The sequence below is a fragment of the Streptomyces sp. NBC_00442 genome (assembly GCF_036014195.1).
GTDB lineage: Bacteria > Actinomycetota > Actinomycetes > Streptomycetales > Streptomycetaceae > Streptomyces.
This window is the reverse complement of the sequence record NZ_CP107918.1, coordinates 6,623,696-6,638,027: the sequence shown is the minus strand read 5'-3', so window position 1 is coordinate 6,638,027 and position 14,332 is coordinate 6,623,696. Positions and strand designations below refer to the sequence as shown.

9 protein-coding genes are annotated in these 14,332 nt (G+C 73.8%); 2 read left to right on the top strand and 7 right to left on the bottom strand.

Annotation, left to right across the window (positions count from 1 at the left end; genetic code table 11):
• The first annotated feature begins 48 nt into the window (after window positions 1-48).
• The gene (glpK, locus tag OG432_RS29780; protein WP_328314038.1) at window positions 49-1,560 is read left to right on the top strand and encodes a glycerol kinase GlpK; all 1,512 of its coding nucleotides are present in this window, start codon (window positions 49-51) and stop codon (window positions 1,558-1,560) included.
• A 79-nt stretch (window positions 1,561-1,639) separates the two neighbouring features.
• Here glpK and OG432_RS29775 read toward each other — a convergent pair whose 3' ends face one another.
• The 4 genes from OG432_RS29775 to OG432_RS29760 are packed head-to-tail and all read right to left on the bottom strand — an operon-like array spanning window position 1,640 to window position 6,022.
• Window positions 1,640-2,245 (bottom strand): GTP-binding protein, encoded by a 606-nt coding sequence (locus OG432_RS29775; RefSeq protein WP_328314037.1) that lies wholly within the window; start codon window positions 2,243-2,245, stop codon window positions 1,640-1,642.
• Window positions 2,226-2,663 (bottom strand): DUF742 domain-containing protein, encoded by a 438-nt coding sequence (locus OG432_RS29770; RefSeq protein WP_328314036.1) that lies wholly within the window; start codon window positions 2,661-2,663, stop codon window positions 2,226-2,228. The genes OG432_RS29775 and OG432_RS29770 overlap by 20 nt, the downstream gene beginning before the upstream one ends.
• A 27-nt stretch (window positions 2,664-2,690) precedes the next feature.
• Window positions 2,691-3,137 carry a roadblock/LC7 domain-containing protein gene (locus OG432_RS29765; protein WP_328314034.1) on the bottom strand — a complete coding sequence of 149 codons (447 nt, stop codon included), beginning with the start codon at window positions 3,135-3,137 and terminating at the stop codon, window positions 2,691-2,693.
• Entirely contained in the window at window positions 3,134-6,022 is a 2,889-nt protein-coding gene (locus OG432_RS29760) for a sensor histidine kinase (RefSeq protein ID WP_328314032.1), read from the bottom strand. The genes OG432_RS29765 and OG432_RS29760 overlap by 4 nt, the downstream gene beginning before the upstream one ends.
• 397 nt (window positions 6,023-6,419) lie before the next feature.
• On the opposite strand from OG432_RS29760, the gene OG432_RS29755 reads away from it, so the two are divergent.
• The gene (locus OG432_RS29755; protein WP_328314031.1) at window positions 6,420-6,821 is read left to right on the top strand and encodes a hypothetical protein; all 402 of its coding nucleotides are present in this window, start codon (window positions 6,420-6,422) and stop codon (window positions 6,819-6,821) included.
• A gap of 41 nt (window positions 6,822-6,862) precedes the next feature.
• Here OG432_RS29755 and OG432_RS29750 read toward each other — a convergent pair whose 3' ends face one another.
• The 3 genes from OG432_RS29750 to OG432_RS29740 form a co-directional block, all read right to left on the bottom strand.
• Entirely contained in the window at window positions 6,863-11,482 is a 4,620-nt protein-coding gene (locus tag OG432_RS29750; RefSeq protein WP_328314030.1) for a hypothetical protein, read from the bottom strand.
• Window positions 11,483-11,531: 49 nt separating this feature from the next.
• A complete protein-coding gene (locus OG432_RS29745; protein ID WP_328314029.1) occupies window positions 11,532-12,443 on the bottom strand; it encodes a hypothetical protein in 912 nt (303 codons plus the stop codon).
• A gap of 304 nt (window positions 12,444-12,747) precedes the next feature.
• Window positions 12,748-14,277 carry a hypothetical protein gene (locus OG432_RS29740; protein ID WP_328314028.1) on the bottom strand — a complete coding sequence of 510 codons (1,530 nt, stop codon included), beginning with the start codon at window positions 14,275-14,277 and terminating at the stop codon, window positions 12,748-12,750.
• Window positions 14,278-14,332: the final 55 nt, after the last annotated feature.

Here is a 14,332-nt window from a genome sequence, read left to right as displayed (position 1 = left end):
GGGGCTCCCGCCCCCACCACCACGCAGCCCTTCGATCCAGGGGTAGCCATGACGGACAAGTTCGTCGCCGCGATCGACCAGGGGACCACTTCGAGCCGCTGCATCATCTTCGACCAGGACGGCGCGATCGTCGGCGTCGACCAGCGCGAGCACCGACAGATCTTCCCCAGGCCCGGCTGGGTGGAACACGACGCCACCGAGATATGGGCCAAGGTGCAGGCCGTCGTGACGGGCGCGCTCTCCCGGGCCGGTCTGCGGGCACAGCAGCTCAGCGCGCTCGGCATCACCAATCAGCGCGAGACGACCGTTCTGTGGGACCGGGCCACCGGCAAACCCGTGCACAACGCGATCGTCTGGCAGGACACCCGTACCGCCGCCCTGTGTCGGGAACTCGCGGGAGACGCCGGCCAGGACCGCTTCCGCGCGACGACCGGACTGCCACTGGCGAGCTACTTCTCCGGGCCCAAGGCGGCCTGGCTGCTCGACCACGTGCCCGGCCTGCGGGCCCGCGCCGAGCGCGGTGAGATCGCGTTCGGAACCATCGACTCCTGGCTGATCTGGAACCTGACCGGCGGCACGTCCGGCGGCGTCCACGTCACCGATGTCACCAACGCCTCGCGCACCCTGCTCATGGACCTGGACACCCTGCGATGGGACCCCGCGATCCTCGCCGCGATGAACCTGCCGCGCGCGATGCTGCCCGAGATCGGCTCCTCGGCGCAGGTGTACGGCACCGCCGTCGGCCGGCTGGCCGGCGTGCCCGTGGCCTCCGCGCTCGGCGACCAGCAGGCGGCGGTGTTCGGGCAGGCCTGCTACGACACGGGGACCGCCAAGAACACGTACGGCACGGGGAGTTTCCTGCTGCTCAACACCGGTACCCGGCCCGTGCCGTCCAAGCACGGGCTGATCACCACCGTCGGGTACAAGATCGGTGACCAGGCGCCGGTCTACTGCCTGGAGGGCTCCATCGCGGTCACCGGCGCACTGGTCCAGTGGTTCCGCGACCAACTCGGCATCATCCGCACCGCCGACGAGATCGAAAGCCTCGCGGCGAGCGTCGACGACAACGGCGGGGCCTACATCGTGCCCGCCTTCTCCGGGCTCTTCGCGCCCTACTGGCGCTCCGACGCGCGGGGCGTCATCACGGGACTGACCCGGTACGTGACGAAGGCACACCTGGCGCGGGCGGTCCTGGAGGCGACGAGCTGGCAGACCCGCGAGGTCGTCGACGCCATGTTCCAGGACTCGGGTGTGCCGATCACGACGCTGAAGGTGGACGGCGGCATGACCGCCAACAGCCTCCTGATGCAGCATCAGGCCGATGTGCTGGGGGTCCCGGTGATGCGTCCCCGGGTGTCCGAGACGACATGCCTGGGAGCGGCCTACGCGGCCGGGCTCGCCACCGGTGTCTGGTCGGACCTCGACGAGCTGCGGGCGCACTGGCGGCGCGATGTGCAGTGGTCCCCGCGCATGGAGGACCGGGTCCGTGAGCGCGAGTACGCCAACTGGCGCAAGGCCGTGGAGCGCAGCCTCGGCTGGCACGAGGAGGACGGGCGGTAGGCGGCCCCGACACAATGGACGCGCGGCCCGTACCCCGGTCGGTGGGGGTACGGGCCGCGTCACGTCCGGAAGGGGGCTCTCACGTGGCCGCGGGCTGGCGGGACTTCGCCGACAGGGCCATGGCGTGCTCGACCACCCCGACGAGGATCTCCTTGACCGACTCACGGACCCGCGCGTCGCACAGCAGGAGCGGCACCTCGGGGTCGAGGTCCAGGGCGGCGCGCACCGCGTCGGCGGGGTAACGCGCGGCGTCGTCGAAGCAGTTGACCGCGACCGTGAACGGGATGCCGCGCCGTTCGAAGTAGTCGATGCCGGCGAAGCAGTCCTCCAGGCGGCGGGTGTCGGCGAGGACGACCGCGCCGAGCGCGCCCTGCGCCAGCTCGTCCCACAGGAACCAGAAGCGGTCCTGGCCCGGCGTGCCGAAGAGGTAGAGCACCAGGTCCTCGCGGAGCGTGATGCGCCCGAAGTCCATGGCCACCGTGGTGGTGCTCTTGCCCTCGACACCGTCGAGGTCGTCGATGGGGCGGCCCGCCTCGCTGAGGCGTTCCTCGGTGCGCAGGGGACGGATCTCGCTCACCGCGCCGACCAGGGTGGTCTTGCCGACGCCGAAGCCGCCGGCGACCAGGATCTTGAGGGTCACCGGATCGACGTGCCGCTTTCTGCGGCTAGAGCGCCCGAAGGCCATTGATCACCTCGCGGAGAAGGGACTCGTCCGGCAGCTCGGCCGGCGGAACGGGTCGGGTTACGTGGACCAGGGCATCGGCGACGAGATCGCCGACCAGGACCCGGACCACCCCAACGGGGAGGTCGAGGCCGGCGGCGAGTTCGGCGATCGACTGCGGTGCGTCGCCGCACCGTTCGACGATCTCCACGTGTTCCGGGGAGAGCGTCTGGTCGCGGCCCGGGTCGTCGGCGGCGGGTTCCGGGACGACCACGGCGATCAGGTCGAGGCGGTGCTGGCCCGCGCTGGTGGTCCGGCCGCGCGTCATGGCGTACGGACGCACCACGGGGCCGGCGTCGTCGTCGAACCAGTGGAGCGGGCGGCCGGGCGGCGCCGACGGGTCCCCCGGCCGTGCCTCGGCCCGTTGGTCTGCGTCACTCATCGCGTCCCCCGGTCATGGCGTGCCCCCTCACCCTCCGGTGTGCAGGCCGGTCCGTGGTGCGGTGGCCAGGTGGACGCCGACCCGCTTGACCATCAGGGTCATCTCATAGGCGACCTGGCCGACGTCGGAGTCGGCGTCGGACAGGACGGCCAGACAGCTGCCGTCGCCCGCGGCGGTCACGAAGAGGAAGGCGTCGTCGAGTTCGACGACGGTCTGGCGGACCCTGCCCGCGTCGAAGTGGCGTCCGACGCCCTTGGCGAGGCTGTGGAAGCCGGAGGCGACGGCGGCCAGGTGCTCGCCGTCCTCGCGGGTCAGGTCCCGCGAGGTGCCGGTCGCCAGGCCGTCGCCCGACAGCACGAGGGCCTTGCGGATGGAGCCGACGCGGTCGACCAACTCGTCGAGGAGCCAGTTGAGTTCACCGGAACCGCTCCGGGTGGCGTTGCGTGCTGCGGCTGAGTCTTGTGGCGCGGTCATCGACCGTCCCCCTCCGGTGTGGTTCGTCGTGCGGTGTCGCCCCGGTCGTGCGCGAACGGTCCATCCGCGGTGTCCGAGGCTTCGTTGTGCCTGCGCCCTCGCTGCCAGCCGCGCTGCAGTGCTGCCATCCGGTCGCGTACTTCGTCGGCGTCACGCTCCGGCTCCGGCCCGCTGTCGGGCTCGGGCGCGGCGCGGTGGCCGTCGGGGGCGTCCTTGAGCTGGGGGGCCAGGCTGGCCTGGCGGACCCGGCGGGGCAGCCCGCCCGGGGGTGCCTCGCCCGCGGGCTCGCCCGGGTCGCCGGGAAGGCTGCCCCAGGAGGGTGCGGAGCTGGGGGCGCCCGGCAGGACGGGCGGGGCGGCGGCAGGCACGGCCGGCGGCCGGTCCAGGCCCGCGGGCCGCACCGGAGTCAGACCCGACGGCCGGGGTGCGGGGCGCAGGGGCTGCGGGGACGCCGGTTCGGGGCGGGCCGCCTGTGAGCGGGGCGCCGGCGGCCGGGGCGGCTGGGTGGCACGCGGCTCGGGCAGGCGGTTCTCGAAGGCGCGGCGCACCTCGGGGGACGGTTCGGCGTCCGGTGCCGGATGGCCTCGGCCGGGCCCGTCGACTCGCCTGCCGTTGTCGCTGACCAGGGTCGGCACCCGATGCCGGCGTGGCAGCGGCAGCGGCTCCTGGCCCTGCCCCTCCCCTTCGTCGGCGCTCTGCTGGTGCTGCTGGCCCTCGTCGGCCGGCTCGGCGGCCCGGCGGGCGGAGCGCAGCAGTCCGCCGCGTGCCGACGCGCTCCCCTCCAGCGCGGAGGGCGCCTCGAACACGGACGGTTCGTCGAGGCCCAACGGGTCGAGTGGGGGCTCCAGTTCGACCGGTCCGTCGAGGACCGACTGGCCGGGGACGCCGACCGGCAGCGGGGACAGCGCACGGCGGGGCGGGGCGGAACCGCGATCGCCCTCGTCCCCGGCCGACGCGCGGTCGAGGCGGAAGCCGGTGCCCTCGGTCTCGGGCGCGTCGGTGAGCAGGGTGGCCGGCAGGAACACGACGGCGGTGGTCCCGCCGTACGGGGAGGGCTGGAGCGAGACCCGCACGTTCTGGCGCTGGGCCAGCCGGCTCACCACGAACAGGCCGAGCCGGTCGGTGTCGGACAGCTCGAACTCGGGGGTCTCGGCGAGGCGCAGGTTGGCGTCGAGCAGCATCTCCGGGGTCATGCCGAGACCGCGGTCGTGGATCTCCAGGGTGAAGCCGTTGGCGACCCGCTCTCCGTGCACCTGGACGGCGGTGTGAGGGGGCGAGAACACCGTGGCGTTCTCCAGGAGTTCGGCGATGAGGTGGGTGAGGTCGGCGACGGCGGGGCCGCCGACGCCGAGCCGCGGCAGCCTGCGCACCTCGATGCGCTCGTAGTCCTCGACCTCGGCGACCGCGGCCCGTACGACGTCCATGAGCTGGACCGGTTTGCGCCACTGGCGGGAGGGAGCGGCGCCGGACAGGATCACCAGGCCCTCGGCGTGCCGGCGCATACGGGTGGTGAGGTGGTCGAGGCGGAAGAGGTCGGCGAGTTCGTCGGTGTCCTCCGTGCGCCGCTCCATGGTGTCCAGGAGCGTCAACTGGCGGTGCAGGAGCACCTGGTTGCGCCGGGCCAGGTTGACGAAGACCTCGGAGACACCGCGGCGCATGTCGGCCTGTTTGACGGCGGCCTCGACGGCGGCGCGTTGCAGGGTGTTCAATGCCTGGCCGACCTGGCCGACCTCGTCGCGTTCGTAGTCCAGGCGGGGCGCCTCGGTCTCCACGTCGACGGTTTCGCCGGCGGCGAGGCGGCGCATCACGCTCGGCAGGCGCACCCCCGAGACCTCGTGGGCCTCCTTGCGCAGGCGGGTCAGGTCGCGGACGAGTTCGCGGCCGATGCGCACGGACATGAACAGGGAGATCAGCAGGGCCAGGAAGCCGAGGACACCGGCGAGCCCCGCCTTGATCAGGACGTCGAAGGCGACCGGCTCGACCCGGTCCTGGTAGCGGTTGCCGGCCTCGGTGCCCATCTGGGCGAGATGGTCCAGGACGGGCGTCACGGCCTGCCGCCAGCGGGTGGCGTCGATGTGGCGGGGGTTCTTGGCGGGTCCCGCGTCGATGACGGCGGCCTCCGCGGTGCGCAGCGCCTCGGTGTCGGGGCCGCTCCAGTACTGCTGGAAGGTGGCGCGTTCGGCGCTCGGCAGGAGCTCCAGATTGGTGTCGTAGAGCAGTTCGCGACTGGCCACCAGGTCGGATATGCGGCGCAGTTCGGGCGCGGTCGTCTTCGGGGTGATCAGGGAGGAGGCTACGAGGGCGTCCTCGCGGGAGAGCATTTCGCGGGCGCGGGTGATGCCGACGAGAGCCCGGCCCTGCTTGTCCATCTCCACATTCTCCAGGGCGTGGACATTCATGAGGAAGCCGTAGCAGGGGTCGATGAGGCGGTTGTAGAACTGCAGCGCCTGGACCCGGTCGACGGTGCCCTGTTCGATGGAGCGCCGCAGTGCGGCCACGGTGTCGAAGCCGGCGAGGGCCGCCTTGAGGTGGGATCGGGCGGTGCTCTGGAGGTCGCCGCGGACGTCGGAGTTCTGTGCGGCGGCGCGGATCCTGGCGATCCCTGCGTCGGTGGCGGCGCGGCGACTGCGCAGCGAGGTCAGGGCGTCCGCGGGTCGTTCGTCGGCGAGGTAGACGAGGGTCTGCCGGCGCTCCTGCTGGATGTCGCGGACGGTGTCCTCAAGGGGGTAGCCCACCTTTTTGACGATGTGCGCCACGTCCATCAGACCGCTGGCCTGCCGGCCGGTGAGATAGGTGGAGAACCCCCACAGCGCGGTGAGGGAGACGAGCGGCACGAGCAACAACGCCACGATCTTCCTGCGGATGGACTTCCCGCGAAAGCGCATGGCCTCCCCCAGATCAACCGTCAACAAACGGCGTGAGCCTACTACTGACACAGAGACAACTCGAAGGCACGTCCGGGCGATTTTCGGCCGCACTCCGGCGTGCTGATCATGAGTTGTCCCGGTATTCCAGGAGATGACAACCCGGACTTCACCGAAGGACACCCGTCATGGCCGCTTTTCGCCCGCTGTGGCAGATGGCTGGAATTCTGCGTTCCGGCCAAGTGCGGGGAATCTTCGGGGAGTTCCGTTCGTCTGTCTGTACGGAGCGCTTGTGGGACCGGGGCACTTACGGGGCACACGGGTGTCAGGAAGCGATGGCGCCGAGCCGTGGCCCGCCGACGCGGAGCCGCGGGGCGGACGAGGCATCGGGGCTCCGCGGGTGGGGAGGAATGCAGGCATGAGTGGTGAGCAGCAGCCGTTGTGGGTGGAAGAACCCGCCGCGCGACCCCGGTTGCCCGATCCGGTCCGCACCGCGGCCGTGCGCGCCGTCATCATCGTCGCGGCGACCCTGATGCAGGCGATGGTCGCCGTCCTGTCCACGCTGGCCGGCTCCTGGCTCGCCTTCCCGATGCTGATCAGCACCGTCGGCAGCACGGTCCTCGCCACGTGGGGCGTGCTCGACGTGTGGGTCACCCGCCAGGTGTGGAACCAGCGCAACGGCGTGGTGTCGATGCCGAGCAGCACGGCACGCAAGCTGCGCAGGGAGCACCGCCGGTCGCGGCGGGCCGCCCGCACGGCCGGGAGCGGGGCCCGAATACGGTCCGCGGACGGCTCGCGCCGGGGACTGTCCCGCGCCTGAGCCGCCCGGCCGACCCCCGGGCGCCCCACCCCGGCACGGCGTCAACTCCCTTGCGCGGCAGACTTCTTGAACATGCGCGTCGCCGTGATCTCACCGTGCACGGTCTCGCCCGTGGTCGCCTGCTGCGGCAGGCCGGGCCGCAGGTGCTCCTCGACGCTGATGTACTTCAGCCCCGCCCGCAGGTCCGCGTCGTTGCGCAGCCTGATCACGAGGGGGAACTCGGCGAGCGCGGTCGTGTCGAACAGGCCCGTGGTGTAGAGGAGTTGCACACCGAGCGCGTCGGACACGGCCCGCTGGAGCTCCAGGAGGTACGTGGCGTTCGCGCGGCCGATCGGGTTGTCGAGGAAGAGCGTGCCCGCGTGCCGGTGCTTGTCGCGTCCCCGGTCGTTGCTGCGCAGCGCCGCCATCGTGCAGTACAGGGCGATCGCGGCGGTGAGCAGCTGGCCGCCGGAGAACACGTCGCCCATCTGCCCGACGGGGACGCGCTCGGCGCGCAGGACCGCGTCCGGCTTGAGGATCTCCACGGCGATGCCGCGCGGCTCCAGGGCGGCCTGCACACCGCGGAGCAACAGGGACATGCCGTCGCGCCTCAGGTCCGAGTTCTTCCGTACGGCGGCGCGGGTGGCTTCGTCGATGACCTCGCCGAGCCGCTCGGTGAGGGTGGTCTGGTCGGGCTCGTCGAAGCGGATGCGCAGGAACTCCTGGCCGGACCACTCGCCGAGGCCCTCGGGCAGCTGGGAAAGCCGCTGGGCGGAGCGCAGCGTGGTGAGCGCCGACTCCACCAGGCCGCGCAGCCGGTCCACGATGGAGTCGCGGTTGCGCTCCAGCTGTTCCAGCTCGTCGGTCAGGACGCGCAGCCGCGGCTCGAAGGCGGCCGCCCAAGCGGCGGCGTGTTCGGGCAGGGAGGCCGCGGGGAGTTCCCGGATCTGCTGACGGGCCGGGGTGCGCACCTGCTCGTAGCGGGTGGCGTTGGCGTGGCGCACCAGGATGTCGCTCGCCTCGCGCACCGCGGAGTCGGCGGCCGACAGGTCGCCCGAGCAGCCGCGCAGGGAGCGACGCGTCTCGGCGGCGGCCTGGCGGGCCTCCTCCAGGGTGCCGGGATACGGCTCGGGTGCGCTCTCCTCCTCCGGGCCGTGGCTGTTGTCCCGCAGCAGGTCGCGCAGGAGTGCCCCGGTCTCGTCGAAGCCGCCCGCCGCGTCCTCGGCCGACCGGTGCGCGCCGAGCAGCTCGGCGTGCGCGGCGCGGGAGGCCTCCAACGCATCGGTACGCGCGGCGAGTTCGGCGGTCGCGGTCCGCAGCAGCACCTGGGCCTGCTCGGCGTCGGCCGGCACCTGGGCGTCGGGGAGCTCGGTGTGCCGCTCGCCGTCGGCGGGTGCCAGGCGCTCGGCCTCGCCGCGCAGCCGTCCGAGGTGCTCGCTCGCCGTGGACGCTCGCGTCTCCAGCATCTGCACCAGCGACTCGGCGCGGGCGGCGGCTGCCTGGCGCGAGGGGCCGTCCGCTCCGTCGGTGCCTTCGAGCAGGGTCGCGGCGCGGGTGCGCACCTTGTTGGTGAGCCGGTCCAGCTCGGCGAGGGCCGCGCTCTCGTCGCTCTCGGCGCGTGCCTGTTCGGCGCGCAGGTCGGCGCCGACACCGACCTTCTCGTACAGCTGGGAGGCGGCTCGGTAGGCCTCGCGCAGGGCGGGCAGCGCGGTGCGCGGCGCGTCGGCGTCGGGCTCCGGGAGCTTCTCCGGGGCGCCGGCGATCTCGGCGCGCTCGGCGCGCAGCGCGCGGGAGGTGCGGTGGGCGTCGTCGGCGGCGCGCTGGGCGGCCCGGCGGTCCTCGTCGGCTGCCTTGGCGCGCTCCAGAAGCGTGTGGGCGCGGGCCTCCGACTCGGTTGCCTCGTCGGCGAGTTCACGGAGTCTGACCTGCCAGCCGGCCCGTTCGCGGAGCCGGAAGGCGAGCCCTGCGAGCGCGTCGGCGGCGCGGCGGGCGCGCTGCGCGATCTCCTGGCGCTCCTCCCGTACCCGCGCGGTCTCGGCGGCGGCCTCGTCCGCCTCGGTCCGCACGGTGCGGGCCTCGGTCAGTTCCCGCGCGGCTTCCCCGGCGGCCTCGCGGGCGGTGTGGGCGGCGACGGCGAGTTCGGCGAGCATGCCGGGCGGGCAGTCGGCGCGCCAGGCTCCGATCCGGGCGGCCAGCGAGCGGTCCCCCGCGAGCCGGCCGGCGAGGGTACGGATCTCCTCGTCGCGGGCGGTGGCGCGGGCGCGCAGCGTCTGGCGTTCCTCGTCGGCGGCGTGCTCGTCGTGCATGGCCGGGTTCGGCGGCACGAGGAAGACGCCGCCGTCCGTGCCCGCGTCCGCGGCCGGTACGGGTGCGAGCAGCGCCGCGGTCGTACCGACGGCCACGGCGGAGCGGGGCAGCAGCGCGGCGCCCGCGAGCGCTTCGCGGGCCCGGGTGTGCGAGGCCGGGTCGGTGATGACCACACCGTCGACGAGTTCGGGACGGGCCGAGAGCACGGCGGCGTGGTCGGCGGGGGCGACGGCCTGGGCGAGGTAGCGCCAGCCGGGCAGTGCGGGGATGCCATGCTCGCCCAGGTACTCGACGGTCGCGAGCACATCGGGGCTGGGCGGCAGGAGCCCGCCGTCGCCGAGTGCGCCGAGGATGCGCGCGTCGTCCGCCGCGGCGGTCCGCAGGTCGAAGAGCTGGCGTTCGGCGGAGGTGACGCTCTGCTCCAGGAGGGCCCTCAGGTCGTCCGCGCCGCGGTCCAACTCGGCCGCGCTGAGCGGGCTCTGGGCCCCTTCTCCGTCGTGCCTGCGGGGCTCGGGCACACCGGAGCGGCCGGTGGGCAGGCTGAGCAGCTCGGCGAGGCGCTCCTCGGCCGCGAGCGATTCGGCGGCCCGGCGCTCGGCGTCGTAGGCCTGCTCTGCGGCGCGCGCGGCGTCCTCGGCGCGGGCCGCGGCCAGTTCCGCGCGGGCCTCCACCGAGGCGGCCTCGCGGGCCCGGTCCGCGGCGGCGCGCGCGGCTTCGCGGGCCACGTCCCAGCCGGCCACGGCGGTCTTCTCGGCGTCGCTGGCGGCGAGCGCGGCGCGGGCCGGATCGGCGTCGGGCGCGCTGTCGTCGAGCCAGCCGGCCCGGACGGCTTCGGCGGTCTCCTGCTCGACCTCGGCCAGGCGCTGGCGCAGGTGTCCGGTCTCGCTGCGGGCCCGCTGGGCCTCGGTCGCGGCGACGGTGGCGTCGCGGTGGGCGGCCTCGCCCACGTCCTGGAGCCCGGCGGAGCGTTCCTCCTCCTCGGCGGCGACCCGCTCGCCGTCCTCGGCGGCGGCGTGCAGGGCCCGTACGAGATCGGCGGCGGCCTTGGCGCGGGCGGCGAGGGCGGGGGCCGCGTCCCGCTCGGCCTCCTGGATGGCGACGGCGACGCGGGCCGAACGGTCGGCGGCGGCGCGGTGGCGGAGGACCGCTTCGGCGGCCTGCCAGGCGGAGTGGAGCGTCCGGGCGTCGGCCAGTTCGCGGCGCTGCGCGGTGGCCGCCTTCTCGGCGACGGAGAGCGCCAACGAGGCGTGCCGGTAGGCGAGTTCGGAGGCGATCAGGGAGCTCGTGCCGCGCGCCTGCTCGGCGAGCGTGACGTGATGGGCGGCGGCGGTGACCTGCTGGGCGAGGTCGGTTGCGCGGCCCCGCTCGTCGGCGGCGCGGGCCGCAAGACGCCGTGCGAGCGTACGGGTGCGGCGCTCGGCACCGGCGTGGATGTCGCGGGCGCGGCCGCGGGTCTCGGCGGCGTCGACGATCCGGTTGAGGAGGTCCACCGAGCCGGCGGTGAAGTCGCGTTCGGCGGTGAGTTCGGAGCGGCGGCCGAGCTTGTTGCCGAAGCCGCTGACGAGGTCCGCGAGGCCGTCGGTGTCGCGGGTGTCGGTGACCGCGCGCAGGAGCAGGTCGGTGAAGTCGGAGTCCTTCTTGACCGCGAACAGGCCCGCGGCCTCGCCTTCGTCGGCGTTCATCTCCCGCTGGTAGCGGAAGAGTTCGGGGTCGAGACCCAGGTCGCCGAGGTGCTCGTTCCAGCGGTCGTGGATCTCCTCCCAGTACACCTCCAGATGCGGGTAGGCCTTGGTCGCCTCGGTGATGGCGTCGCGGAAGCCCTTCATGGTGCGGCGCCGGCCCTGGGCGCCCGACGCGCCTTCCGCGGTCGGGCGCATCGCGCTGGACTCGGCGACGGGCAGCGAGTCGAGGCTGAGACCGGGGCCCGGCCGGAAGGAGTACCAGGCCTCGGCGAACTTCCGCGGGTCGTTGGAGACTTGGCGGCCGCGCCATTCGCTGACCTTGCCGACCACGACGAGCTCACCGGTGAGGGTGTGCTGCCACTCCAGGGCCACGTGCCCGCAGTCGTCGGCGAGCAGGAACTTGCGCAGCACGCCGGAGCTGGCGCCGCCGAGAGTGTTGCGGTGGCCGGGCAGCATCACCGAGAAGATCAGCTTGAGCAGGACGGACTTGCCGCCGCCGTTCTCCAGGAAGAGCACGCCGGCGGGGGCCGGGCGGCGCGGCGGCCCGACCGGGTCGTCCTCGAAGAACTCGGCCTGCGTGGGGGCCGGGTTGGGCACGGGCGCGCCGACTCCCCGCAGGTCAAGCACGGTGTCGGCGTAGCGCGCACCGGCGGGTCCGATGGAGTAGAGGCGGACCCGGGACAGCTCGTACATGTCGGCGGACTCTCGTGGTGGTGGGGGGCGGCTGGAGCGGGGTGCGGCGTCAGGAGTGGAACGGCAGGCCGGCGTCGGCCGCCAGTTCCAGGTCGTCGGCGTCGGACGGGGGCAGCAGGGTGGCACTGCCGTCGGTGACCGCGACCACGCCGAGCTCGATCAGTTCGGTAAGGGCCGCGCTGCCGGCCATGTCACGGACCTGCAGCTGGTAGCGGGCGGTGGTGCGGTAGGCGCCGCCCGCGTCGTCACCGGTGCGCTGGAGGAAGCCGGATTCGGTGAGGAAGGCGACGGCCTTGGCGACGATGCCGGTGGTCGAGCCGGCGAGCCTGCGGGCGTCCTTGGTGGCTCCGGTGGAGCTGCGCCGTGCGTAGATCCGCCAGGCGGCTTCGAGGCCCGGGGCGCCGGTCTCGGGGTCGGTGTTCTCGCCGGTCTCCTCGGCGCGCTCCTCCAGGCGGCGGCAGGCCTGTCGGACGAACGCGTCCACGCCGTTGACGGTGATCCGCCCGATGTAGCCGTCGTCGGCGAGGTCTTCGGGGCGGGGGAAGGCGAGGGCTGCGACGGCGAGGTGGGCCAGGCCGTGCAGGAAGCGGTCGGCGGAGTCGGGTGCGGCGGCCCGGCGCGCGTAGTCGCCCATGCGGACGGCGAAGACGGAGTCCTCGGCGGCGGTGACGGCCATGCCCGCGCGGGGCGACACCTCCAGGACGATCAGGCCGAGCCCGGCCGCGACCGCGTCGGCCAGCCGCGCGAACGCGGGGTCCTCGCGGTGGCGCCGCAGCAGCTCGCCGTACTCCGCGTCGCGGGCCGGGAGCAGCTTGGGCTGGAGGCCGAACGCGACCAGGCGCGCGGCGTCGGCCGCGTCGGCGGGGGTGATCCGGCCTTCGCCGCCGGTGCCGGGCGCGGCGGGCGCCGGGGCCTCGGCGTCGTCGCCGAGGGCGGCGTGCTCGGTGGGCTGGTCGGTCACGGGGTCGTCTCCTTGGTGCGTACGGTGCTGGGCGCGGGGTGCCGGTCGCCCGCGGCGGGCCTGTTCCCCGCCCCGCCCCTTCCCGAGACCCTCGGGGGGTGGGGGAACGGATGCGGGCCGGTGGTCCTGGGGCGCCGCCCCAGACCCCGCTCCTCGAACGCCAAAGGGGCTGGATCCGACCCCGCGGCAGGGTCCGGGGTCGCGGTCCCCGCGGGGGTCAGGGGGCCGCTCCCCCGGGCAGAACTGCCTCTTGCTTCCCACCCGCCCCCGGAGGGTGTCGGGAAGGGGCGGGGTGGGGAAGGACTCACGTCGCCTCCGTCCGCCCGGCCGCCATCCCGACCGTGTCGAGCAGCGCCATCCCCACGATCAGGTCGGCCCCGCCGAACTCCGGGTCCTCCAGCTGTGTGCCGTCGTCCACCGCGAACAGCAGGCGCTCCTCGCCCTGGCGGTAGGCGGTGCCGACCGGAGGGCTCGCCGCGTGGATCGCCAACAGGGCCACCAGGTAAGGGAGTTCGAGGTCGTTGCGGCGGCGCGCGTCGGCGAGCAGGCCCGACAGGCGGCGGGGCGCGTCGTGTTCCAGGTCGAGGAGTTCCATGGCCGCGGCCAGCTGTTCCTCGCTGAAGCGGCTGTCGTCGGGGGTGGCGATCAGGTCGGGCTCGGGCATCTCCGCGCCGAGGTGTTCCCGCTCCGTGGGCGGCGTCAGCAGTATGTCCACCAGGTCGCCGACCCGGACGGACACCGGGGTGCGCAGGCCGGTACCGCGCGCGAAGAAGGCGTCGGTCACCCGGATCGCGTCCGTCACCGGCAGCGGCAGCAGCGGAGCGACCAGCTGGCCGTACAGGTCGAGGCCCGACCGGGCGGCGGGGCGGGCGAAGGCCTGGCGGTCCTGCTCGGCGCGGAACAGCGGGCCGGCCTCCAGGAGACGGGACTGGAGCTGGGTGTGGCGGCGGATGCAGTCCTTGACGATGTCGACGAGCTCGGCGGCGCGGCGCTTGTGCTCCGGGTCCTCCGCCTCGTCGCGGGCCTTGCGGATGTTGGTCAGGATCGCGTTCTCGTGCCGGTAGCGGTCGGCGACGTGGTCGAGGGCCTCGGCGATCATGTCGGGCACCGCGTTGAGCCAGTCGACCGCGCGGACGTTGCGGCGGGTCGCCTCCAGGGTGCGGCGGAGCGTCTCGGCGTACTGCACGGTGCGGTAGCGGGCCTGTTCGGCGGCGAGCTGGGCGTCGGCTAGGCGGCCGCGGCTGATCAGGACCTCCAGCTTGACCTCGGCCGCGATCTGCGCGCTGGTCACGTCGGTGTCGAGGGCGCCGACCAGGACGTTGACGGCCTCGTCGGTGGTGCGCAGATAGACGGCGCCGCCGTATCCGGGCACCTCTTCGAGGAGCTTGAAGTCGTAGTCCCTGCGGACGTAGACGCCGTCGGGGTTGAACGTGCCGTACACCGCGCGGAAGCCACGGTCCACGCTGCCGACGTTGATCAGGTTCTCCAGGACCCAGCGGGCCACCCGCTCGTGCTCCGCGGTGGGCCGGGCCGGTGCCTGGGCGGCCACGCGCGGCACGAGCCGGGCCACGATCTGCTCGTGGTCGGCACCCGTGTCGAAGTCCATGTTCAGGGTGACCAGGTCGATGGAGGCGAGGGCCACTTCGGCCATCGCGTACACCGAGTACTCCCCCGCGAGGTTGGCCTTGCGCACGTCGAGGTCGTGCAGCGGGGCGGTGCACGCCAGGGCGCGCAGCCGCCGCGCGAGCCCCTCGTCGGCGGCCGGGCCCGGCGCGGGGCGCGGCGCCGCGCTGAGCTGGGGCGGAACGAATTCCGTCGAGGCAGGCGAAGTCACGCTGGACAGATTAGGTCCTCGCACTGACAACGGTCGAAACGGCGCAGATCCGCCC